This is a genomic window from Rhodococcus sp. F64268 (assembly GCF_023015605.1).
Taxonomy (GTDB): Bacteria; Actinomycetota; Actinomycetes; order Mycobacteriales; family Mycobacteriaceae; genus Rhodococcus.
Genome location: NZ_JALKAI010000001.1, coordinates 76,629 through 92,526, shown reverse-complemented (window position 1 = coordinate 92,526; position 15,898 = coordinate 76,629). Strand labels below are relative to the sequence as shown.

Genomic DNA, 15,898 nt, shown 5'->3' with positions numbered 1-15,898 from the left:
GAATAATTCGTTGGTCAACTTCTTCAGTCGAAACGCCAGCCCAGAGATCGACGGCGCTCTCGGAAGAACGACGATGCTCACGAGGGCAACGCGGGCCCGAGAAGTCGTCCTGGTGCTGGCAGCGATTACATCCATCCAGTTCGGCGCTGCCTTTGCAGCGGGTCTTTTCGACCGGTTAGGCCCCGGTGGCACCACGGCCTTAAGACTGACTATCGCCGGCTTGATCCTCGTGGTGGTCGTCCGCCCCCGAGTATGGGCCTGGAGTGGTGGCACCTGGCTCGGCAGTGCCGCACTTGGTTTGTGCATGGCAGGCATGAATGTCTTCTTCTACGAATCGATTGCCAGGATTCCTCTCGGAGTCGCCGTCTCGATCGAATTCACCGGGCCGCTTCTCGTGGCCCTGATGAACTCACGCCGGTTGACCGAACTCTTCCCGGTCGCAATTGCGGCGGTGGGCATCGGGATCTTCGGGGTCCAGGCCTACGGAGAGACTGCCGCACTTGATCCCTTCGGCGTGACCATGGCCCTCATCGCCGCGGTCTTCTGGGCTCTCTACATTCTGGCAGCTTCGCGAGCAGCCTCTCAGCAAACCGGCTTGGACGTCCTTGCCGGGGCCACGGTGATGGCCGGGGCCTTGACGATCTGGCTGGCAATTCCCGTTGCCACCGAGATACTCAGTCCCAGCATGCTTGCAGCCGGACTCGCACTCGCACTGCTGGCCTCCGTCATCCCCGTGACCTGTGAAATGACCGCATTGAAAACGCTACCCAAGCGGTCGTTCAGTGTGCTTGTCGCTCTCGAACCGGGAGCAGGTGTGCTCGCCGGATACCTCGTACTTGGGCAATCACTCAGCGGGCTACAAGGACTGGCCGTTTCCTTGATCGTCACCGCTGCAGTCCTGGTAACCGTGCTGCGCCAGGATCAAAGACCGACACTTCCCTGCTGAGCTATGTACAAACGTACGCATCATGTGTACGGTCGTACATAGCAGCCCGCGGAACGGCCGAGAAGGCTCCTCGTCACCCCTCAGCGCTGCGAGCGGGGTGACACTGCCGACCGGCGCCTCCAACCCGGCCGCGCAGGCACAACCGCCACCCAGCGGACCTGCACCTCGGCCGTCCCGCGGCTGCGTTTTCCTGCACCGCCAGACGCACTGTTTCCGCTTATTGATTCTCGATAATCGATTGGGAGCGTGTCAATTTCGAGATTGACGCGCGGGCTGCATCGCTTATAACCTGACTTCACTAGATGCATGATTGTTTCATCCAATGAAAACTGATCCAGGAGCTCGGGATGACTCTGAGAAGTGAAATGTTCATCGATGGCGAATGGGTGGCGGCCTCGAACGGCGCCGTCGATCCCGTGAACGAGCCTGCAACGGGGCAGCCTTACGCCGAGGTTGCCCACGGCACCGTCGAGGACGTCGACCGTGCCGTTGCAGCCGCGGAGCGAGCCTTCCCCGCGTGGTCGAAGACTGCTCCCGGTGAGCGCGCACTCGCGCTTCTGCGGCTGGCCGACCGGGTCGAAGAAGCACAGGAGGAGCTCGCCCAGATCGAGTCCCAGAACGCCGGTAAGCCGGTTTCGCTTGCCCGCGAAGAGATGGGGATGGTGGTCGAGCACTTCCGTTACTTTGCAGGAGCTGCTCGCTCCCTCGAAGGCCGTGCCGCAGGCGAGTTCGTCCCCGGAAAGATGAGCATCATCCGCCGCGACCCGCTGGGTGTGATCGGTTCGGTCGCCCCATGGAATTATCCGCTCCTGATGGCCACCTGGAAGATTGCTCCGGCCCTCGTCACGGGTAACACGCTGGTGCTCAAGCCATCCGAGCATACGCCGTTCTCTGCGCTGCGTCTGGCCGAACTCGCCGCCGATCTGTTCCCCGCCGGCGTACTCAATATCGTCACCGGTGATGGCGAGGATGTCGGCGCCCGGCTGGTCTCGCATCCCGATGTCCGCATGTCCTCGCTGACGGGTTCGGTCGAAACCGGCCGGGCATTGATGCACGCCTCGGCCGACTCAAATCTGAAGCGACTGCATCTCGAACTCGGTGGCAAGGCCCCGGTACTGATCTATCCGGATGCCAACATCGACCTCGCGGTCGAGAAGATCATGGAAGGCGCATTCGGCAACTCCGGCCAGGACTGCATGGCCGCGTCCCGGATCTACGTCCACGAGTCCGTCCATGACGATCTGGTTGCGGGCCTGTACAAGTCCGTCCAGAAGCTGAACCTCGGCCCGCTCAACGACGAGAACACCACCATGGGCACAGTCATCACGGCCGAGCACCGCGACCGCATCGAAGGGTTCGTCGAACGAGCCCGGGCGACCGGACATGTCGACATCCTGCAGGGCGATAACCCGGGGGTCGGCTTCTACACCGCACCGACGCTCGTCGTCGGAGCCCTGCAGAGCGACGAGATCGTGCGCCAGGAGGTGTTCGGCCCGGTGACCTCGATCACGAAGTTCACCGACCACGACGACGTCCTAGGATGGGCGAACGATACCGAGTACGGGCTTGCCGCCTCGGTCTTTACTAAGGACGTCGCCCGGGCCCTGTCCGCCTCGACGGACCTCCAGTTCGGCACCGTGTGGATCAACGATCATCTGCCCATCACCCCGGAGATGCCCCACGGCGGTTTCAAGCAGTCCGGCAACGGTAAGGACATGTCGATCTACGCCCTCGAGGAGTACACGGAGATCAAGCACGTCATGGTCAACATCGAGGAGTCCTGACATGGCATCCGTGAGCGCAATCAACCTCTTCTCGCTGCGGCCGGGAGTGACGGCCGAACAGTTCGAGCAGTTCTCGCAGGAACTCGACCGCCCCACCTGTCTCGCATTCGACGAAGTCGAAGAGTTCGAGGTCTTTCTCGTGGAGAAGGCGGCCGGCCAGAGTATGGACGTTATCGAGATCATGACCGTCACCTCCTGGTCCGACTGGGTTGCGGTTCGTGATGGTGCGCCCGAACTGGAACCTGTGGTCAAGAAGTTCGACGAATTGGTCGACACCTCGACCGTAACTACGTATTTCACCCGGCGCTCGCCGCTCATCCAGGAGAAGTGACAATGGCCGCTACACGAACACAGAACTACGACGCCGTGGTCATCGGCGCGGGACACAACGGTCTGGTCACGGCCAACTATCTTGCCCGCGCCGGAAAGAAGGTCCTGGTTCTTGAGGCCCGCAATGTGGTCGGCGGAGCGTGCGTGACCGAAGAGCTGTTTCCCGGTACCGGAACCAAGTGGTCGTCCTGCGCAATCGTCGCAGGCCTGCTGCGTCCGGAGATCATCGACGAGCTCGAACTGGAGCGATTCGGTCTCGACCTGTACCAGGGCGATGCTCTGGCGTTCAGTCTCTTCGACGACGGCAGCCACTTCTTCATGTGGAAAGAGACCGACCGCACCCTCCGAGAACTCGAGAGGTTCAACAAGAAGGACGCTCAGGGGTTCTTGGACTTCGCAGTCCGTCTGCAGAAGTACGCAAGCTTTGTCACCCCCTGGCTGATGAAGTCTCCGCCCTCCCGTTCGGAGATCTTTGCCGCCTTCGAAGCTGCCGGCGAACAAGCACTCTTCGACGAATTCACACTGCTCTCGGTCCGCGACCTGCTCGATCGGTACTTCGAAGACGACCGCATCAAAGGCTTGATGACCTTCTTCGCCATGGTGTCGATGTACGGCAGCCCGTCCTCGCCAGGAACGGCCTACACCTACGGACATCACTCCTGGGGCGAGTTCAAGGGCAATTTCGGGCAGTTCGGCTTCGTCCGCGGCGGTATGGGAGCGATCAGCGAAGCACTCGCAGCGGCCGCCCGCCACTACGGCGCCGAGATCCGCACTTCCACGCCGGTGGAGAAGGTGATCGTCCAGCGCGGCAAAGCCACAGGCGTCAGGCTGGCCGACGGCACCGTGATCAAAACCAATCAGATCTTCTCCAACGCCGATCCCAAGCGCTCGATGCTGAAGCTCCTCGATCCCGGCGTCCTTCCCAACTCACTGGTCAAAGATATCGAGAACATCGACACCCGCGGTTCGATGGCACGTATCCATCTGCTGATCGATGAACTCCCTCAGTACCTGCCGTTCAAGGACGCATCCGTCGGACCCCAGCACCACGCTCATCAGCTTCTCGGTGCGAGCCCCGAAGCCTTCGAGAAGGCATTCGAAGCCCAACGACAGGGCACCTTCCCCGATCGATTCGTCATCGAAGCGGTGACTCAGTCGGTACACGACGATTCGCTGGCCCCCAAGGGACTTCACACCATGACGCTGGGCGTGCAGCAGCTGCCCACCCACCTCAGTGGAACCACCTGGGCAGCTGAGAAGGAGCGTTGGGCCGACCTGGTCCTGGCAGATCTGTTCAAGTACGCACCCAACCTGCGTGATCACATCGTCGACCGCATGGTCATCACCCCGGATGATCTCGACAGCGAGTACCTGATGACAGATGGAAACATCTTCCACGGCAGCATGTTCCTCGACCAGCTTTTCGGAGCACGGCCGATTCCGGAGCTTGCGAACTACCGCACTCCCATCAAGAACTACTACCTGTGTGGATCGGGCACGCATCCGGGCGGTGGCGTGATGGGCGCCAATGGGCACAACGCGGCAAAGGTCGCCCTCGACGACGCTGCCGGCGTCGTGCGAACCGAGGCCACGACAACCGCATTCGTCGGAGCACCGCAGCGCGCCTGGCAGGAGCGCTTGCTCGGTTGGCTGATGTCGACGAAGTCCGGGCGATGGGTCGGCTACCACGGGGCCCGGCAGCCGGCACTGCGAAAGATCACCGAGTACGCAGCCAAGTCGCGATAGCACCACACACTCACCGACGCCACATAACGTGTTCTAAGGAGGAAACAATCATGACGGAACCAGGCATGCGCTTGAGGAGCTCTAAATGGTTTGCCGGGCAGGACGTGCCTGGTTTCGTCCACCGGAGCGCCATGCGAGCATCAGGATTTTCCCGCATGGCATTCGAAGGCCGCCCGATCGTCGGAATCTGTAATTCATGGTCCGAGGTGGTCAACTGCAATATGCACTTCCGAGGACTCGCAGATGCGGTCCGGCGTGGAGTGCTGGCAGCGGGCGGCTTCCCCCTCGAGTTCCCGACCATCTCCCTCGGGGAACAGATGATGAAGCCGACCACCATGCTCTTCCGCAACCTGATGGCCATGGATGTCGAAGAGTCGATTCGGGCGTATCCCTTCGACGCTGTCGTGCTGCTAGGGGGATGCGACAAGACCGTGCCGGCCCAAATCATGGGAGCCGCTAGCGCCGATGTGCCGGCCATCGTGCTGACCGGTGGCCCCGCGTCACCGGCGGTGTTCGAGGGAAAGCAGATGGGAGTGGGCACCGATCTGTGGCAGGCCATCGACAAGGTGCGCTCCGGCGAGATGTCGATGGCCGACTACGACCGACTGGAGGCGGCGGCCGGCCCGTCGATGGGACATTGCCCCGAAATGGGCACCGCCTCCACCATGGCCACGCTGGTCGAAGGCTTGGGTATGACCCTCCCCGGTGCCGCAGCGGTACCGGCAATGGACTCACGCCGCCTTCAGATCGGCGAGATGGTGGGCTCACGCGCTGTGGAACTCGCAAGAGAACAACTCCGACCCTCGCAAATTCTGACGGCTGAAGCATTCGACAACGCCATCACGTTGATGTTGACCGTTGGCGGTTCGACCAATGCAATCGTGCACCTGCTTGCCATAGCCGGTCGCGTCGGTGTCGATCTCGATCTCGACCGCTTCCACGAACTGTCCGCACGAACACCACTGATGGTCAATGTCCGGCCCTCGGGGGAACACCTCGTTGAACAGGTTTTTCATGCCGGAGGGATCCCCGCGGTCATGAAGGCGGTCGAGTCTCTGCTCCACACCGACGCGGTGACGGTCACCGGCAAGACGGTCGGCGAGAATCTGCCTGCGACCAGTGGCAGTGACAAGTCAGTCATCGCTGACATCGACAATCCGTTCAAGCCACCCCAGGGCCTTGCTGTGGTTCGCGGAAACCTGGCGCCTGGTGGGGCTGTGATCAAGTGCAGCGCTGCATCTGAAGAATTGTTGGTTCACGAAGGTCCCGCAGTGGTCTTCGACGATATGAACGACCTGATGAAGCGCTTCGACGATCCCGAACTGGAGGTCACCCCTGATTCGGTTCTCGTGCTGCGCTCAGCTGGACCGAGGGGTGCACCCGGAATGCCGGAATGGGGTCAGCTGCCCATTCCCACGAAACTCCTCAGGCAAGGAGTCACCGACATGGTTCGGATCTCCGATGCCAGGATGAGTGGAACAGCCTACGGTACGTGCGTTCTCCACGTCAGTCCCGAGTCAGCGGTGGGCGGACCGCTGGCGTTGATCCAGGACGGCGACCTCATCGCGCTCGACGCCTACAAGGGGACTCTCGAGGTGCGTCTCAGCGATGAGGAACTGGACCGCCGCCGGGCCGCCTGGCAGCCGCCGCATCCACGACATCAGCGTGGATACGGGGCACTGTATGTGGACCGGGTGCTCCAAGCCGACCAGGGATGCGACTTCGACTTCCTTGTAGGCCGGTCGAAAAACCCCGAGAACGAACCCGAAGCTGTCTTCGACGGATGGATCGGTGGGTGGTGACGGCCCTAATACCACCTCACCAAATCTGAAGAATCTTCCTTCGTGAGTCGGTGCCAGGAAAGACTTTTCGTCGTCCTGGCACCGACTCCTTCTGTCCGAAGACCGAACCTGCCAGGGAAGCCGTCTGATCCATTGTTTTCGAAAGTGCTTGTCGCCAACCGTGGCGAGATCGCGATCCGCGCGTTCCGTGCCGCCTACGAACTGGGTGCCGGGACGGTCGCGGTGTTCCCGTACGAAGACCGGAACTCCCTGCACCGGTTGAAGGCCGACGAGGCCTATCAGATCGGTGAGCAGGGCCACCCGGTCCGCGCCTACCTGTCGGTCGACGAGATCGTCTCTGCTGCAACCCGTGCCGGTGCCGACGCGATCTATCCCGGCTACGGTTTCCTGTCCGAGAACCCGGCGCTGGCCCGTGCCTGCGAGGCCCAGGGCATCAGCTTCGTCGGACCACCGGCGCGGGTTCTCGAACTGGCCGGCAACAAGGCCCGCGCGGTCGCCGCCGCCAAAGAGGCAGGACTTCCTGTCCTCGCCGCCACGGCGCCGTCGTCGGATGTCGACGCGTTGATCGCCGCGTCGGAGTCGATGAACTTCCCGGTCTTCGTCAAGGCCGTCGCCGGTGGTGGCGGACGCGGCATGCGCCGGGTCGCCGAGCCCTCCCAGCTGCGCGAAGCGATCGAAGCCGCCTCCCGCGAGGCAGACGCCGCCTTCGGTGATCCCACCGTCTTCCTGGAACAGGCCGTGGTCAACCCGCGGCACATCGAGGTACAGATCCTCGCCGACAAGCACGGCAACGTCATCCACCTGTACGAGCGCGACTGCTCGGTGCAGCGCCGGCACCAGAAGGTCATCGAGCTCGCCCCGGCCCCGAATCTCGACCCGGAGTTGCGCGACCGTATCTGCGCCGACGCCGTCGCCTTCGCCGAGGAGATCGGCTACCAGTGCGCGGGCACCGTCGAATTCCTCGTCGACGAGCGCGGCAACCACGTGTTCATCGAGATGAACCCGCGTATCCAGGTCGAGCACACGGTCACCGAGGAGATCACCGACGTCGACCTCGTGCAGTCGCAGCTGCGTATCGCCGCCGGCGAGTCGCTCGCCGATCTGGGTCTGTCGCAGGAGAGCATCACCATCCGCGGCGCGGCGCTGCAGTGCCGCATCACGACCGAGGATCCCGAGAACGAATTTCGTCCCGATACCGGAAAGATCACCGGCTACCGGACACCCGGTGGTGCGGGGATCCGCCTCGATGGTGGGTCCACCCTCGGCGCCGAGGTCGGCGCATATTTCGACTCCATGTTGGTCAAGCTCACTTGTCGCGGGGGAGATTTCGCGACGGCGATTGCCCGTGCCCGTCGTGCTCTGGCCGAGTTCCGTATCCGCGGCGTCGCCACGAACATCCCGTTCCTGCGGGCGGTGCTCGACGATGAGGCCTTCCGCGGCGGTCATGTCACGACGTCGTATATCGAAACCCATCCGAATCTGCGTCTCGGTCACCTCCCGGCCGACCGGGGTAGCAAGATCCTGTCCTATCTCGCCGATGTGACGGTCAACAGGCCGCACGGTGAACGACCGACCCGGGTCGATCCGGTTGTCAAGCTGCCTGCGATCGATCTGAACGCCGAGCCGCCGGCCGGTTCGCGTCAACGCCTGCTCGAGCTCGGCCCCGAGGGCTTCGCCCGTGCGCTGCGTGAGCAGAAGGCGATCGGCGTCACCGATACCACCTTCCGCGACGCCCACCAGTCGCTGCTCGCGACCCGCGTGCGCAGCAAGGACCTGCTGACGGTGGCCGGGCACGTGGCCCGGATGACGCCGCAGCTGCTGTCGATCGAGGCGTGGGGCGGCGCGACCTACGACGTCGCACTGCGCTTCCTGCACGAGGATCCGTGGGAGCGGCTCGCGGCGCTGCGCGAGGCGATCCCGAACATCAACCTGCAGATGCTGCTGCGCGGACGCAACACCGTCGGCTACACCCCCTACCCGGAGGCCGTCACCCGCGCGTTCGTGCAGGAGGCCGCCGACACCGGCATCGACATCTTCCGCATCTTCGACGCGCTGAACAACGTCGACCAGATGCGCCCGGCGATCGACGCGGTGCGCGAGACCGGCACCACCCTCGCCGAGGTCGCGATGTCCTACACCGGCGACCTGTCGAACCCGAACGAGTCGATCTACACGCTCGACTACTACCTGCGTCTGGCCGAGGAGATCGTCGAGGCCGGTGCGCACGTCCTGGCCATCAAGGACATGGCGGGTCTGCTGCGCGCCCCGGCTGCCGCGACGCTCGTGTCGGCGCTGCGCAGCAACTTCGATCTGCCGGTGCACGTGCACACGCACGACACCCCGGGCGGTCAGCTCGCCACCTACCTCGCCGCCTGGCACGCCGGTGCCGACGCCGTCGACGGTGCCTCCGCGGCGCTGGCCGGTACGACGAGCCAGCCCGCCCTGTCGGCGATCGTCGCCGCCGCGGCGAACAGCGAGTTCGACACCGGCCTCGACCTGCAGGCCGTGTGCGATCTCGAGCCGTACTGGGAGGCGCTGCGCAAGGTCTACGCACCGTTCGAGTCGGGGCTGCCCGCCCCGACCGGCCGCGTCTACACCCATGAGATCCCCGGCGGCCAGTTGTCGAACCTGCGCCAGCAGGCCATCGCGCTGGGACTCGGCGACCGCTTCGAGGAGGTCGAGGCCGCCTATGCCGGCGCCGATCGTCTCCTGGGCCGCCTGATCAAGGTCACCCCGTCGAGCAAGGTCGTCGGCGACCTCGCGCTGCACCTCGTCGGTGCCGGGGTCTCGGTCGACGACTTCGCCGCCGAGCCCGGCAAGTACGACATCCCCGATTCGGTGATCGGCTTCCTGCGCGGCGATCTCGGGACCCCGGCCGGGGGCTGGCCCGAGCCCTTCCGCAGCAAGGCGCTGTCGGGCCGAGCCGAGCCCAAGCCGATCACCCCGCTCGCGCCGGAGGAGGAGAAGGCCCTCGGCGGCACCTCGGCCGAGCGTCGCCGCATGCTCAACCGCCTGCTCTTCCCGGGCCCGCGAAGGAGTTCGAGCAGCACCGGGAGACCTACGGCGACACCACCGAGCTGTCGGCCAACCAGTTCTTCTACGGGCTGCGGCACGGCGAGGAGCACCGGGTGCGCCTGGACAAGGGTGTCGAACTGCTCATCGGTCTCGAGGCGATCTCCGATGCCGATGAGAAGGGCTTCCACACGGTGATGTGCATCCTCAACGGGCAGCTGCGCCCGGTGTCGGTGCGCGACCGCTCGGTGGCTGCGGAGATCCCTGCCGCAGAGAAGGCCGACCGCAACCATCCCGGTCACGTCGCGGCGCCCTTCGCCGGCATGGTCACCCTCGTCGTGTCCGAGGGCGACAGCGTCTCGGCCGGCGACACCGTCGCCACGATCGAGGCCATGAAGATGGAGGCCGCGATCACCGCGCCGCGCGGTGGACGCATCACGCGCGTCGCGATCGGGCCGGTGCAACAGGTCGAAGGCGGCGACCTCCTCGTAGTAGTACATCCCAGAAGCTGATGCCGCCTCGATTGCGCAGGTACCTGCCTCACCCGCGCAATCGAGGCGAACTCAGGCCCAAACATCAGGAGCAGAGGAACACCGATGTCATCCACACACCCAAAGTCGGCATCGTCCACGCATGTGGAATCGGCAGAGATCCTTGAATTTGCTGTCAAATGGCTGCCGTTCGGCGGGGGCAGTGATGAGGATATTTTTGTTCGCTTCGGCATCGGTCCGGAGGAGTACTTCTCTCGGTTGATTGAGGCGATCAACACGAGTTCCTGTAGCAAAATCGATGCGCAGCAGGTTATCGCACTCGCGCACAGCAGACGTCGCCTCCCGCCGGAACACACCCTTATGTGAAGCCTCCGCGCGCTGACTTGACTTGCTCTCAGCAACGGCAGCTGATACTGAGTTGCGCTCGCTCGAAGATAGTGCCCCGTGGAGTGGTGGACTTCGGATCGGCTCTGCAGTAGACGTAGTGATCAACGAGTCGTGCTGGATACTATGCTGTTTCGCTCGAGCCGGTCAACGACAACGCCGGTTCGGTAGCGTGCTGTTTGGCGGCGATCACCGCCCGGAGCTCGTCCATGCTCACATCCGAGACATACCGGCGGGTGACCTGCCACTCGTCGTGCTGCTCGATGACCACCGCGGTCGCCAACCGGAGGAATGCCGCCGGGTTCGGAAAAATCTCCACGACGTCGGCTCGACGCTTGATTTCCTTGTTCAACCGCTCAATGGGATTGTTGGACCACACCTTTTGCCAATGAGCCTTGGGGAACGCGGTGAACGCCAGCACATCGTGTTTGGCGGCTTCCATCAACGCCGCGACCTTCGGAAACGACCCGGAGAAGGTGTCGGTGACCTGATCCCACTGCTCCGCGACGGCGTCCGGGTCGGTGTGCGCGAAGATCGTCTTGACCGCCGCCATCACCGGCGGCACATGCTTGGCCGCCACCGCCGCCCGAATGTTGCGCATGAAATGCACCCGGCACCGCTGCCACGAAGAACCCGCGAACTGCTGCATCACAGCAGCTTTGAGGCCACTGTGTGCATCGGAGATCACCAGATGCACCCCCGACAGACCACGGGCCTTGAGGCTGGTGAGGAACTCGCGCCAGAACTCGTAGGATTCGCTGTCCCCGACGGCGGTTCCGAGTACCTCGCGGGTGCCGTCGATCGAGACTCCGGTGGCCACCACCAACGCCTGGGACACCACGTGCGCACCGACCCGGACCTTGCAGAAGGTGGCGTCGAGAAACACGTACGGAAAGCTCGTGTGCGTCAGCGTGCGCTCGCGGAACCGGGCGATCTCGGTGTCCAGACCAGCGCAGATCCGCGACACCTCCGACTTCGAGATCCCGGATCCGACACCCAACGCGCCGACCAGGTCGTCGACGCTGCGGGTCGACACGCCGTGCACGTAGGCTTCCATGACCACTGCGTACAGGGCCTTGTCGATGCGGCGGCGTCGCTCCAGCAAGGAGGGGAAGAACGATCCTGACCGCAGTTTGGGGATCTTGACCTCGACATCGCCGCTGGTGGTGGCCACGGTCTTCGTTCGATGTCCGTTGCGGTGCGTTATCCGGGTGTCGGTGCGTTCGTAGCGGCCGGCGCCGAGCTTGTCGGTGGCCTCGGCTTCGATCAGAGCCTGCAGGCCGGTACGGATCAGTTCGGCGAACACGCTGGCGCTGTCGGCGCCCTTGAGCGCGTGGAGCTGGGTGAGCAGTGCAGAATGATCGTGGGTCATCGCGTAGCTGCTTTCTGTGAGTCACTGTGAGAGGTAACTCGTTGATCACTACGCGATGGCCCACCCTCGGCGAGGGAGCGACACGCCGCGGACCTGGCCGGATGCGCTCAGCCGATTCCCACCACTCCCCGGGACTTACCCCGCTCGAAGCGGCGGCACACTGGTGCACGAGCGCTCGCACTGACCATGCCGGGTTCTCCAACACCGTTCCTCGGCAATATTATTCAGCGCACCCTTTACCTCTCAACCACCCCGAATGTTGCAATATTGACTAGATACCGGCCCCGAAATACCTGCTCAGACTTCGACCGGAGCCGCCATGAACTACAGTTGCGGTGGCCACCGTCCTTGCTGCGACGTACCTCGCGGCCTGCGGATCCAACGATACGTCGATCCGCGAGCGAGTCCTTCAACGACAAGCGTCCCCTCTGCACGCCAGTCGTCTTTAAGGACAAACACTCCCATGAGCGTTTGCGTTGCGTGCACACGATGCGTCGCTTGCAATGCATGCACGCAACGCACTCACACATTGAACCGAGCAAAGATGACGGCCTTACTCTTTCCGCTTGTTCTGGGTCGCTTCGATGAGTCCTGTCAGCGGTTTGCGTCGTTCACAGTGCGGATGTCTTCGTCGGTCGTGGCGTTGCCCTTCCACAAGCGTTTCTAACTACTCGCTACTCGGTTCACTCGTCGCTATAGCTCACCGCAGCCCGCGGCCGCTCTAACGTGACGGCCACACAAACTTCTGCAGAGCCGAGGGCGGGCTACAACTCCTCCAGCACTCCCATCAGGTCCTCAAGGAGCGCATCGGCACGGGCTTCGAGCTCGTCGAAGACGTCGGTGAGGTCCTCGAGGGTCTCGTGGTTACGGCGGCGGGCGGCGATGCCCCGGTCGTAATAGCCAGGATCGAGGTCGATCTCCGGCTCAAGGCAGGTATCGGTGTCGTCCTTCGAAGGAACGGGCAGCGCCCTCCGTGCTGGGACACGACCTGAGAGGTGTGCCCGCACCAGTGTCGACACTGACTGCGGAGTCATCGGCTGCGCGTGTGGGAGGTGGCCCCAGCGGTCGATTGGGCACAACAGCGGTTGCCGTGCCTGTTCCGCGTCGAGTGGGTCGGTAATGATCTCGGTCGGTTCGGTGAGGTGATGGCGCAACAAATGAGTGCCGGGATACTGGTCGAGGAACGTCTGGATCTCCGCCCACCGTCGATAGATCGTGGCAGCTGGATTGCCCCCGGTTTCGGGATACGGTACGAGGCGGACGCGTTCGCCGGCCCGGGTGGTGGCCACCAGGGTGTTCCCGTCGAGGCGGAGGTCGCGGCGGCGCAGCCGGGTGATGTCGACAAAGGTCATGCCGGTGGCGGCGAGGACCAGCAGCAGGGCGTCGCGGCGGCCGAACAGTCCGCTCGGCCAGCCGGTGGTGGGTAGCTCGACCGCTCGCTGCACCAGAAGGCACCCGAGCCGGTCGAGACGCTGAGCGCGGGTGGCATCGAGGTGCCGGCGCACCGTCTCGGTCCGCCCGGGGGCGGGGTAGCCGTGATCGGTGTGCACGGCATTGATCGCAGAGAGCCGGCGCCGCTGGGTCGCGTCCGCGGCCGGGTGCTCACCCAGGAACAGTGCGAGCGTGTCAGGACTGGCCGGAATCGGCGGCCGGTCGACGGCGGCGCACCAGTCGGCGAACAGCGCCCAGTCGTGACGATAGCGGGCGGGGAGCCATAGGCCCCGGTCTGCGTCCTGGACGAGGTCGTGTCGTCTCCATGAAGCGTCAGTACTGGTCATCGCGGTCACAGTCCGAGATTCGTCACGGCGTTGCCGATCAGCGGGGCATGTTCGCGGGCGTAGGTTTCGACCATCGCCGGGGTGGTGTGCCCGGTCTGGCGCATGATCGCGTGCGCGGACGCGCCGTTGCGGAAGGCCTGGGTGACGAACCCGGCCCGCAGCGAGTGCCCTCCGAGCTGCTTCACGATCTCGGGGTCGTAGCCGGCCTGCTCGGCGCGGCGGCGGATCGTCTGATGTACCGCCGCCCCCGACAGGGCGGTATCGGAGAGGTTGCCGTTCTTGCGGATCGCCCGCAACCACGGCGAGGACGGCACCATCCGTGGTCGCGCACCGCGGCACATGTGCGCTTCGAACGGCTCCGCGTTCCGGAGCAGACGGATGACGGCGGGCCGGCCCCCGTGGTCGAAGGCTGCGACCACCTGCGCCCACCGCAACCACGCACACGGCGGACAACTCACGTGTGAGTGGGTGAACGGCAGGGCGCGGACACTCCCCCGCCCTTCCTGATCCGTCTTGGTCCTACGCAGACGGATGTGCAGGCCGTCGAGCCGATGCAGCGAGACGTCACTACACCTGAGCGCGACGAGTTCGCTGCGGCGAAACGCCCCGGCGAAGCCGAGCAGCAGAATCGCACTGTCGCGGCGTTCGAGGACCTCGTCCGCCCACCCCTCGCAACGTGCCCGTGCTGTGTCGACGATGGTGACGATGTCGGCGGTGAGCAGCGGTGCCCGCGGACTGCGGGGCCGCTCCCCCGCCGCGGCGTAGTCCCGCCGGATCCCGGACAAGGTCGCGGTGACCAGCTCATCCGCCCCCGGGGCGGGATGGCCGGCGCGGCGGTGATGGAAGCCGATCCCGGCGACCCACCGGGCCAACGTCGAGGGTGAGTAGGCCCGCTCCCCCGCCTCCGTCACCGTGGCGGTCGCGTCGTGGAGATAGGCGGCGACGGTGAGCGGATGTGCCGGCAGCGCGGCATGCCCTTCGCGTTGGCACCAGGCGGTGAACCGCGCCCAGTCGGCGGCATAGTTACGCCGGGTCGACTCGGACCGCGACCGCGCCGCCGCCCCGGCCACCTGCGTGAGGGTCTCGACCGGCAACACCGGCACGGACGGTGCAGCGGGCTCCGAGGCGGTCGATACAGAGGCGTCGGAGGGGTCCGGGTGGCGCATCAGCAGGTCGTCGGGCACGAACCGGGAGCCTACCGCCCTGTTCGGACAGGTTTCCACCGGAAAACGCGCTCAGCAGGGGTTTCGGGTGAGATGGTGCGCTAATGGCAATTAGCGCACCACTTACCCAAACTTCCTGGTTAGCGCGTTTCCTCGCACAGAGGTATCGAAGCAGTCCGGTAGCCTCTGGTCTCGTGCGCAGCGACCAGCCGAATCCCCCACCGCAGAGCGTTCCCTGCCCGTAGAGACGTCTCGGGCACCGTCCGCAGCCACCGTGCCGAGACTTCACGCCTCGAGCCCACGCCCTTGCTGAAGCCAAAGCGCTCGCCCACGACCTGGCCGAACAGGGCATTCCTGTCTGCGACGTCGGCGCGATCCTCAGCGTCACCTTCCAACGAGCCAGCCAACTCGTGAACCCGTAACTCACACCACCTCGGTCGAAAACGCCCGCCTCACGAATGCGTTGAGGCGCAGTGCGTCACGGGGGTTTGGATAGCAGAAATGCAGGCCCTGACCATCGTTTCTACCGGCCAGAGCCCATTCACTGGAGCTCCTATTCCCCCTTTCCCAGGCGGAAAACTCCTTCGCTGCCTATATCATCTACGAGTTCTTCGACCGATCGAGAAGTTCACCGACGAGCGGCGGAACGCGTATCTATTTGCAACCCGACATCAGCGAGGTCGAACCGCCAAGCAAGCCCGCGGAAGCATGTACCCGTCCCCGGTCTGGTGAAGCCCGCCCGACGCGCTCAGGACGGCACCGCCTACCACCGGAAGGCGACCAGGAACCGCGAGACGGCTCGACCTCCGGAGCCCTCGTCCTCTCCGCCAACCACCATCCCGACGTCGGCGGGCCGTTCGGGTAGATGCGGGCAATATGGGCAAAACGCGACGGGGGCCGCTCCCCTCCCGGAGAAACGGCCCCTGACCAACGTCGGAGCGGGTCCTGATGTGGAGCCCCCTGTCAGGATTGAACTGACGACCGCTCGCTTACAAGGCGAGTGCTCTACCACTGAGCTAAGGAGGCATCTCAAGCGCGACCCATCATATAGTGCGTCACACTCGCCGCGCACACCCGGCCCGTTTGGCTA

The 15,898-nt window shown here is 64.4% G+C and carries 9 protein-coding genes, 1 tRNA gene and 1 pseudogene; 7 read left to right on the top strand and 4 right to left on the bottom strand.

The features are described 5' to 3' along the window. Nucleotides 1-73: 73 nt before the first annotated feature. The 7 genes and pseudogenes from MWU77_RS00410 (at nucleotide 74) to MWU77_RS00380 (ending at nucleotide 10,477) form a co-directional block, all read left to right on the top strand. Nucleotides 74-946 carry a DMT family transporter gene (locus MWU77_RS00410; protein WP_247272687.1) on the top strand — a complete coding sequence of 291 codons (873 nt, stop codon included), beginning with the start codon at nucleotides 74-76 and terminating at the stop codon, nucleotides 944-946. Nucleotides 947-1,293: 347 nt separating this feature from the next. Beyond that, nucleotides 1,294-2,730, top strand: coding sequence for a gamma-aminobutyraldehyde dehydrogenase (locus MWU77_RS00405; RefSeq protein WP_247272686.1), 1,437 nt, complete (start codon nucleotides 1,294-1,296; stop codon nucleotides 2,728-2,730). A 1-nt stretch (nucleotide 2,731) separates the two neighbouring features. Continuing rightward, nucleotides 2,732-3,061 (top strand): Dabb family protein, encoded by a 330-nt coding sequence (locus tag MWU77_RS00400; protein ID WP_247272685.1) that lies wholly within the window; start codon nucleotides 2,732-2,734, stop codon nucleotides 3,059-3,061. 2 nt (nucleotides 3,062-3,063) lie between these two features. After that, the gene (locus tag MWU77_RS00395; protein ID WP_247272684.1) at nucleotides 3,064-4,806 is read left to right on the top strand and encodes an NAD(P)/FAD-dependent oxidoreductase; all 1,743 of its coding nucleotides are present in this window, start codon (nucleotides 3,064-3,066) and stop codon (nucleotides 4,804-4,806) included. Between the two features lie 50 nt (nucleotides 4,807-4,856). After that, nucleotides 4,857-6,608 (top strand): IlvD/Edd family dehydratase, encoded by a 1,752-nt coding sequence (locus tag MWU77_RS00390; RefSeq protein ID WP_374229790.1) that lies wholly within the window; start codon nucleotides 4,857-4,859, stop codon nucleotides 6,606-6,608. A gap of 132 nt (nucleotides 6,609-6,740) precedes the next feature. After that, nucleotides 6,741-10,132, top strand: a pseudogene (locus tag MWU77_RS00385) (pyruvate carboxylase). Between the two features lie 123 nt (nucleotides 10,133-10,255). Further along, entirely contained in the window at nucleotides 10,256-10,477 is a 222-nt protein-coding gene (locus MWU77_RS00380; protein ID WP_247272683.1) for a hypothetical protein, read from the top strand. A 142-nt stretch (nucleotides 10,478-10,619) separates the two neighbouring features. Here MWU77_RS00380 and MWU77_RS00375 read toward each other — a convergent pair whose 3' ends face one another. From MWU77_RS00375 to MWU77_RS00360, 4 genes are all read right to left on the bottom strand, one after another. Beyond that, entirely contained in the window at nucleotides 10,620-11,867 is a 1,248-nt protein-coding gene (locus tag MWU77_RS00375) for an IS256 family transposase (RefSeq protein WP_024100149.1), read from the bottom strand. 764 nt (nucleotides 11,868-12,631) lie between these two features. Further along, complete coding sequence (locus MWU77_RS00370; RefSeq protein WP_247272682.1) at nucleotides 12,632-13,645, bottom strand: hypothetical protein; 1,014 nt, start codon at nucleotides 13,643-13,645, stop codon at nucleotides 12,632-12,634. A 5-nt stretch (nucleotides 13,646-13,650) separates the two neighbouring features. Then, the gene (locus MWU77_RS00365; protein ID WP_374229789.1) at nucleotides 13,651-14,829 is read right to left on the bottom strand and encodes a tyrosine-type recombinase/integrase; all 1,179 of its coding nucleotides are present in this window, start codon (nucleotides 14,827-14,829) and stop codon (nucleotides 13,651-13,653) included. A 930-nt stretch (nucleotides 14,830-15,759) separates the two neighbouring features. After that, a tRNA-Thr gene (locus MWU77_RS00360) sits at nucleotides 15,760-15,834 on the bottom strand. Nucleotides 15,835-15,898 lie beyond the last annotated feature (64 nt).

What these genes read in the sequence shown, in the direction of transcription:
- MWU77_RS00410 (WP_247272687.1), top strand. Translation starts at nt 74, where the DNA reads ATGCTCACGAGGGCAACGCGGGCCCGAGAAGTCGTCCTGGTGCTGGCA.
- MWU77_RS00405 (WP_247272686.1), top strand. Translation starts at nt 1,294, where the DNA reads ATGACTCTGAGAAGTGAAATGTTCATCGATGGCGAATGGGTGGCGGCC.
- MWU77_RS00400 (WP_247272685.1), top strand. Translation starts at nt 2,732, where the DNA reads ATGGCATCCGTGAGCGCAATCAACCTCTTCTCGCTGCGGCCGGGAGTG.
- MWU77_RS00395 (WP_247272684.1), top strand. Translation starts at nt 3,064, where the DNA reads ATGGCCGCTACACGAACACAGAACTACGACGCCGTGGTCATCGGCGCG.
- MWU77_RS00390 (WP_374229790.1), top strand. Translation starts at nt 4,857, where the DNA reads ATGACGGAACCAGGCATGCGCTTGAGGAGCTCTAAATGGTTTGCCGGG.
- MWU77_RS00375 (WP_024100149.1), bottom strand. Translation starts at nt 11,867, where the DNA reads ATGACCCACGATCATTCTGCACTGCTCACCCAGCTCCACGCGCTCAAG.
- MWU77_RS00370 (WP_247272682.1), bottom strand. Translation starts at nt 13,645, where the DNA reads ATGACCAGTACTGACGCTTCATGGAGACGACACGACCTCGTCCAGGAC.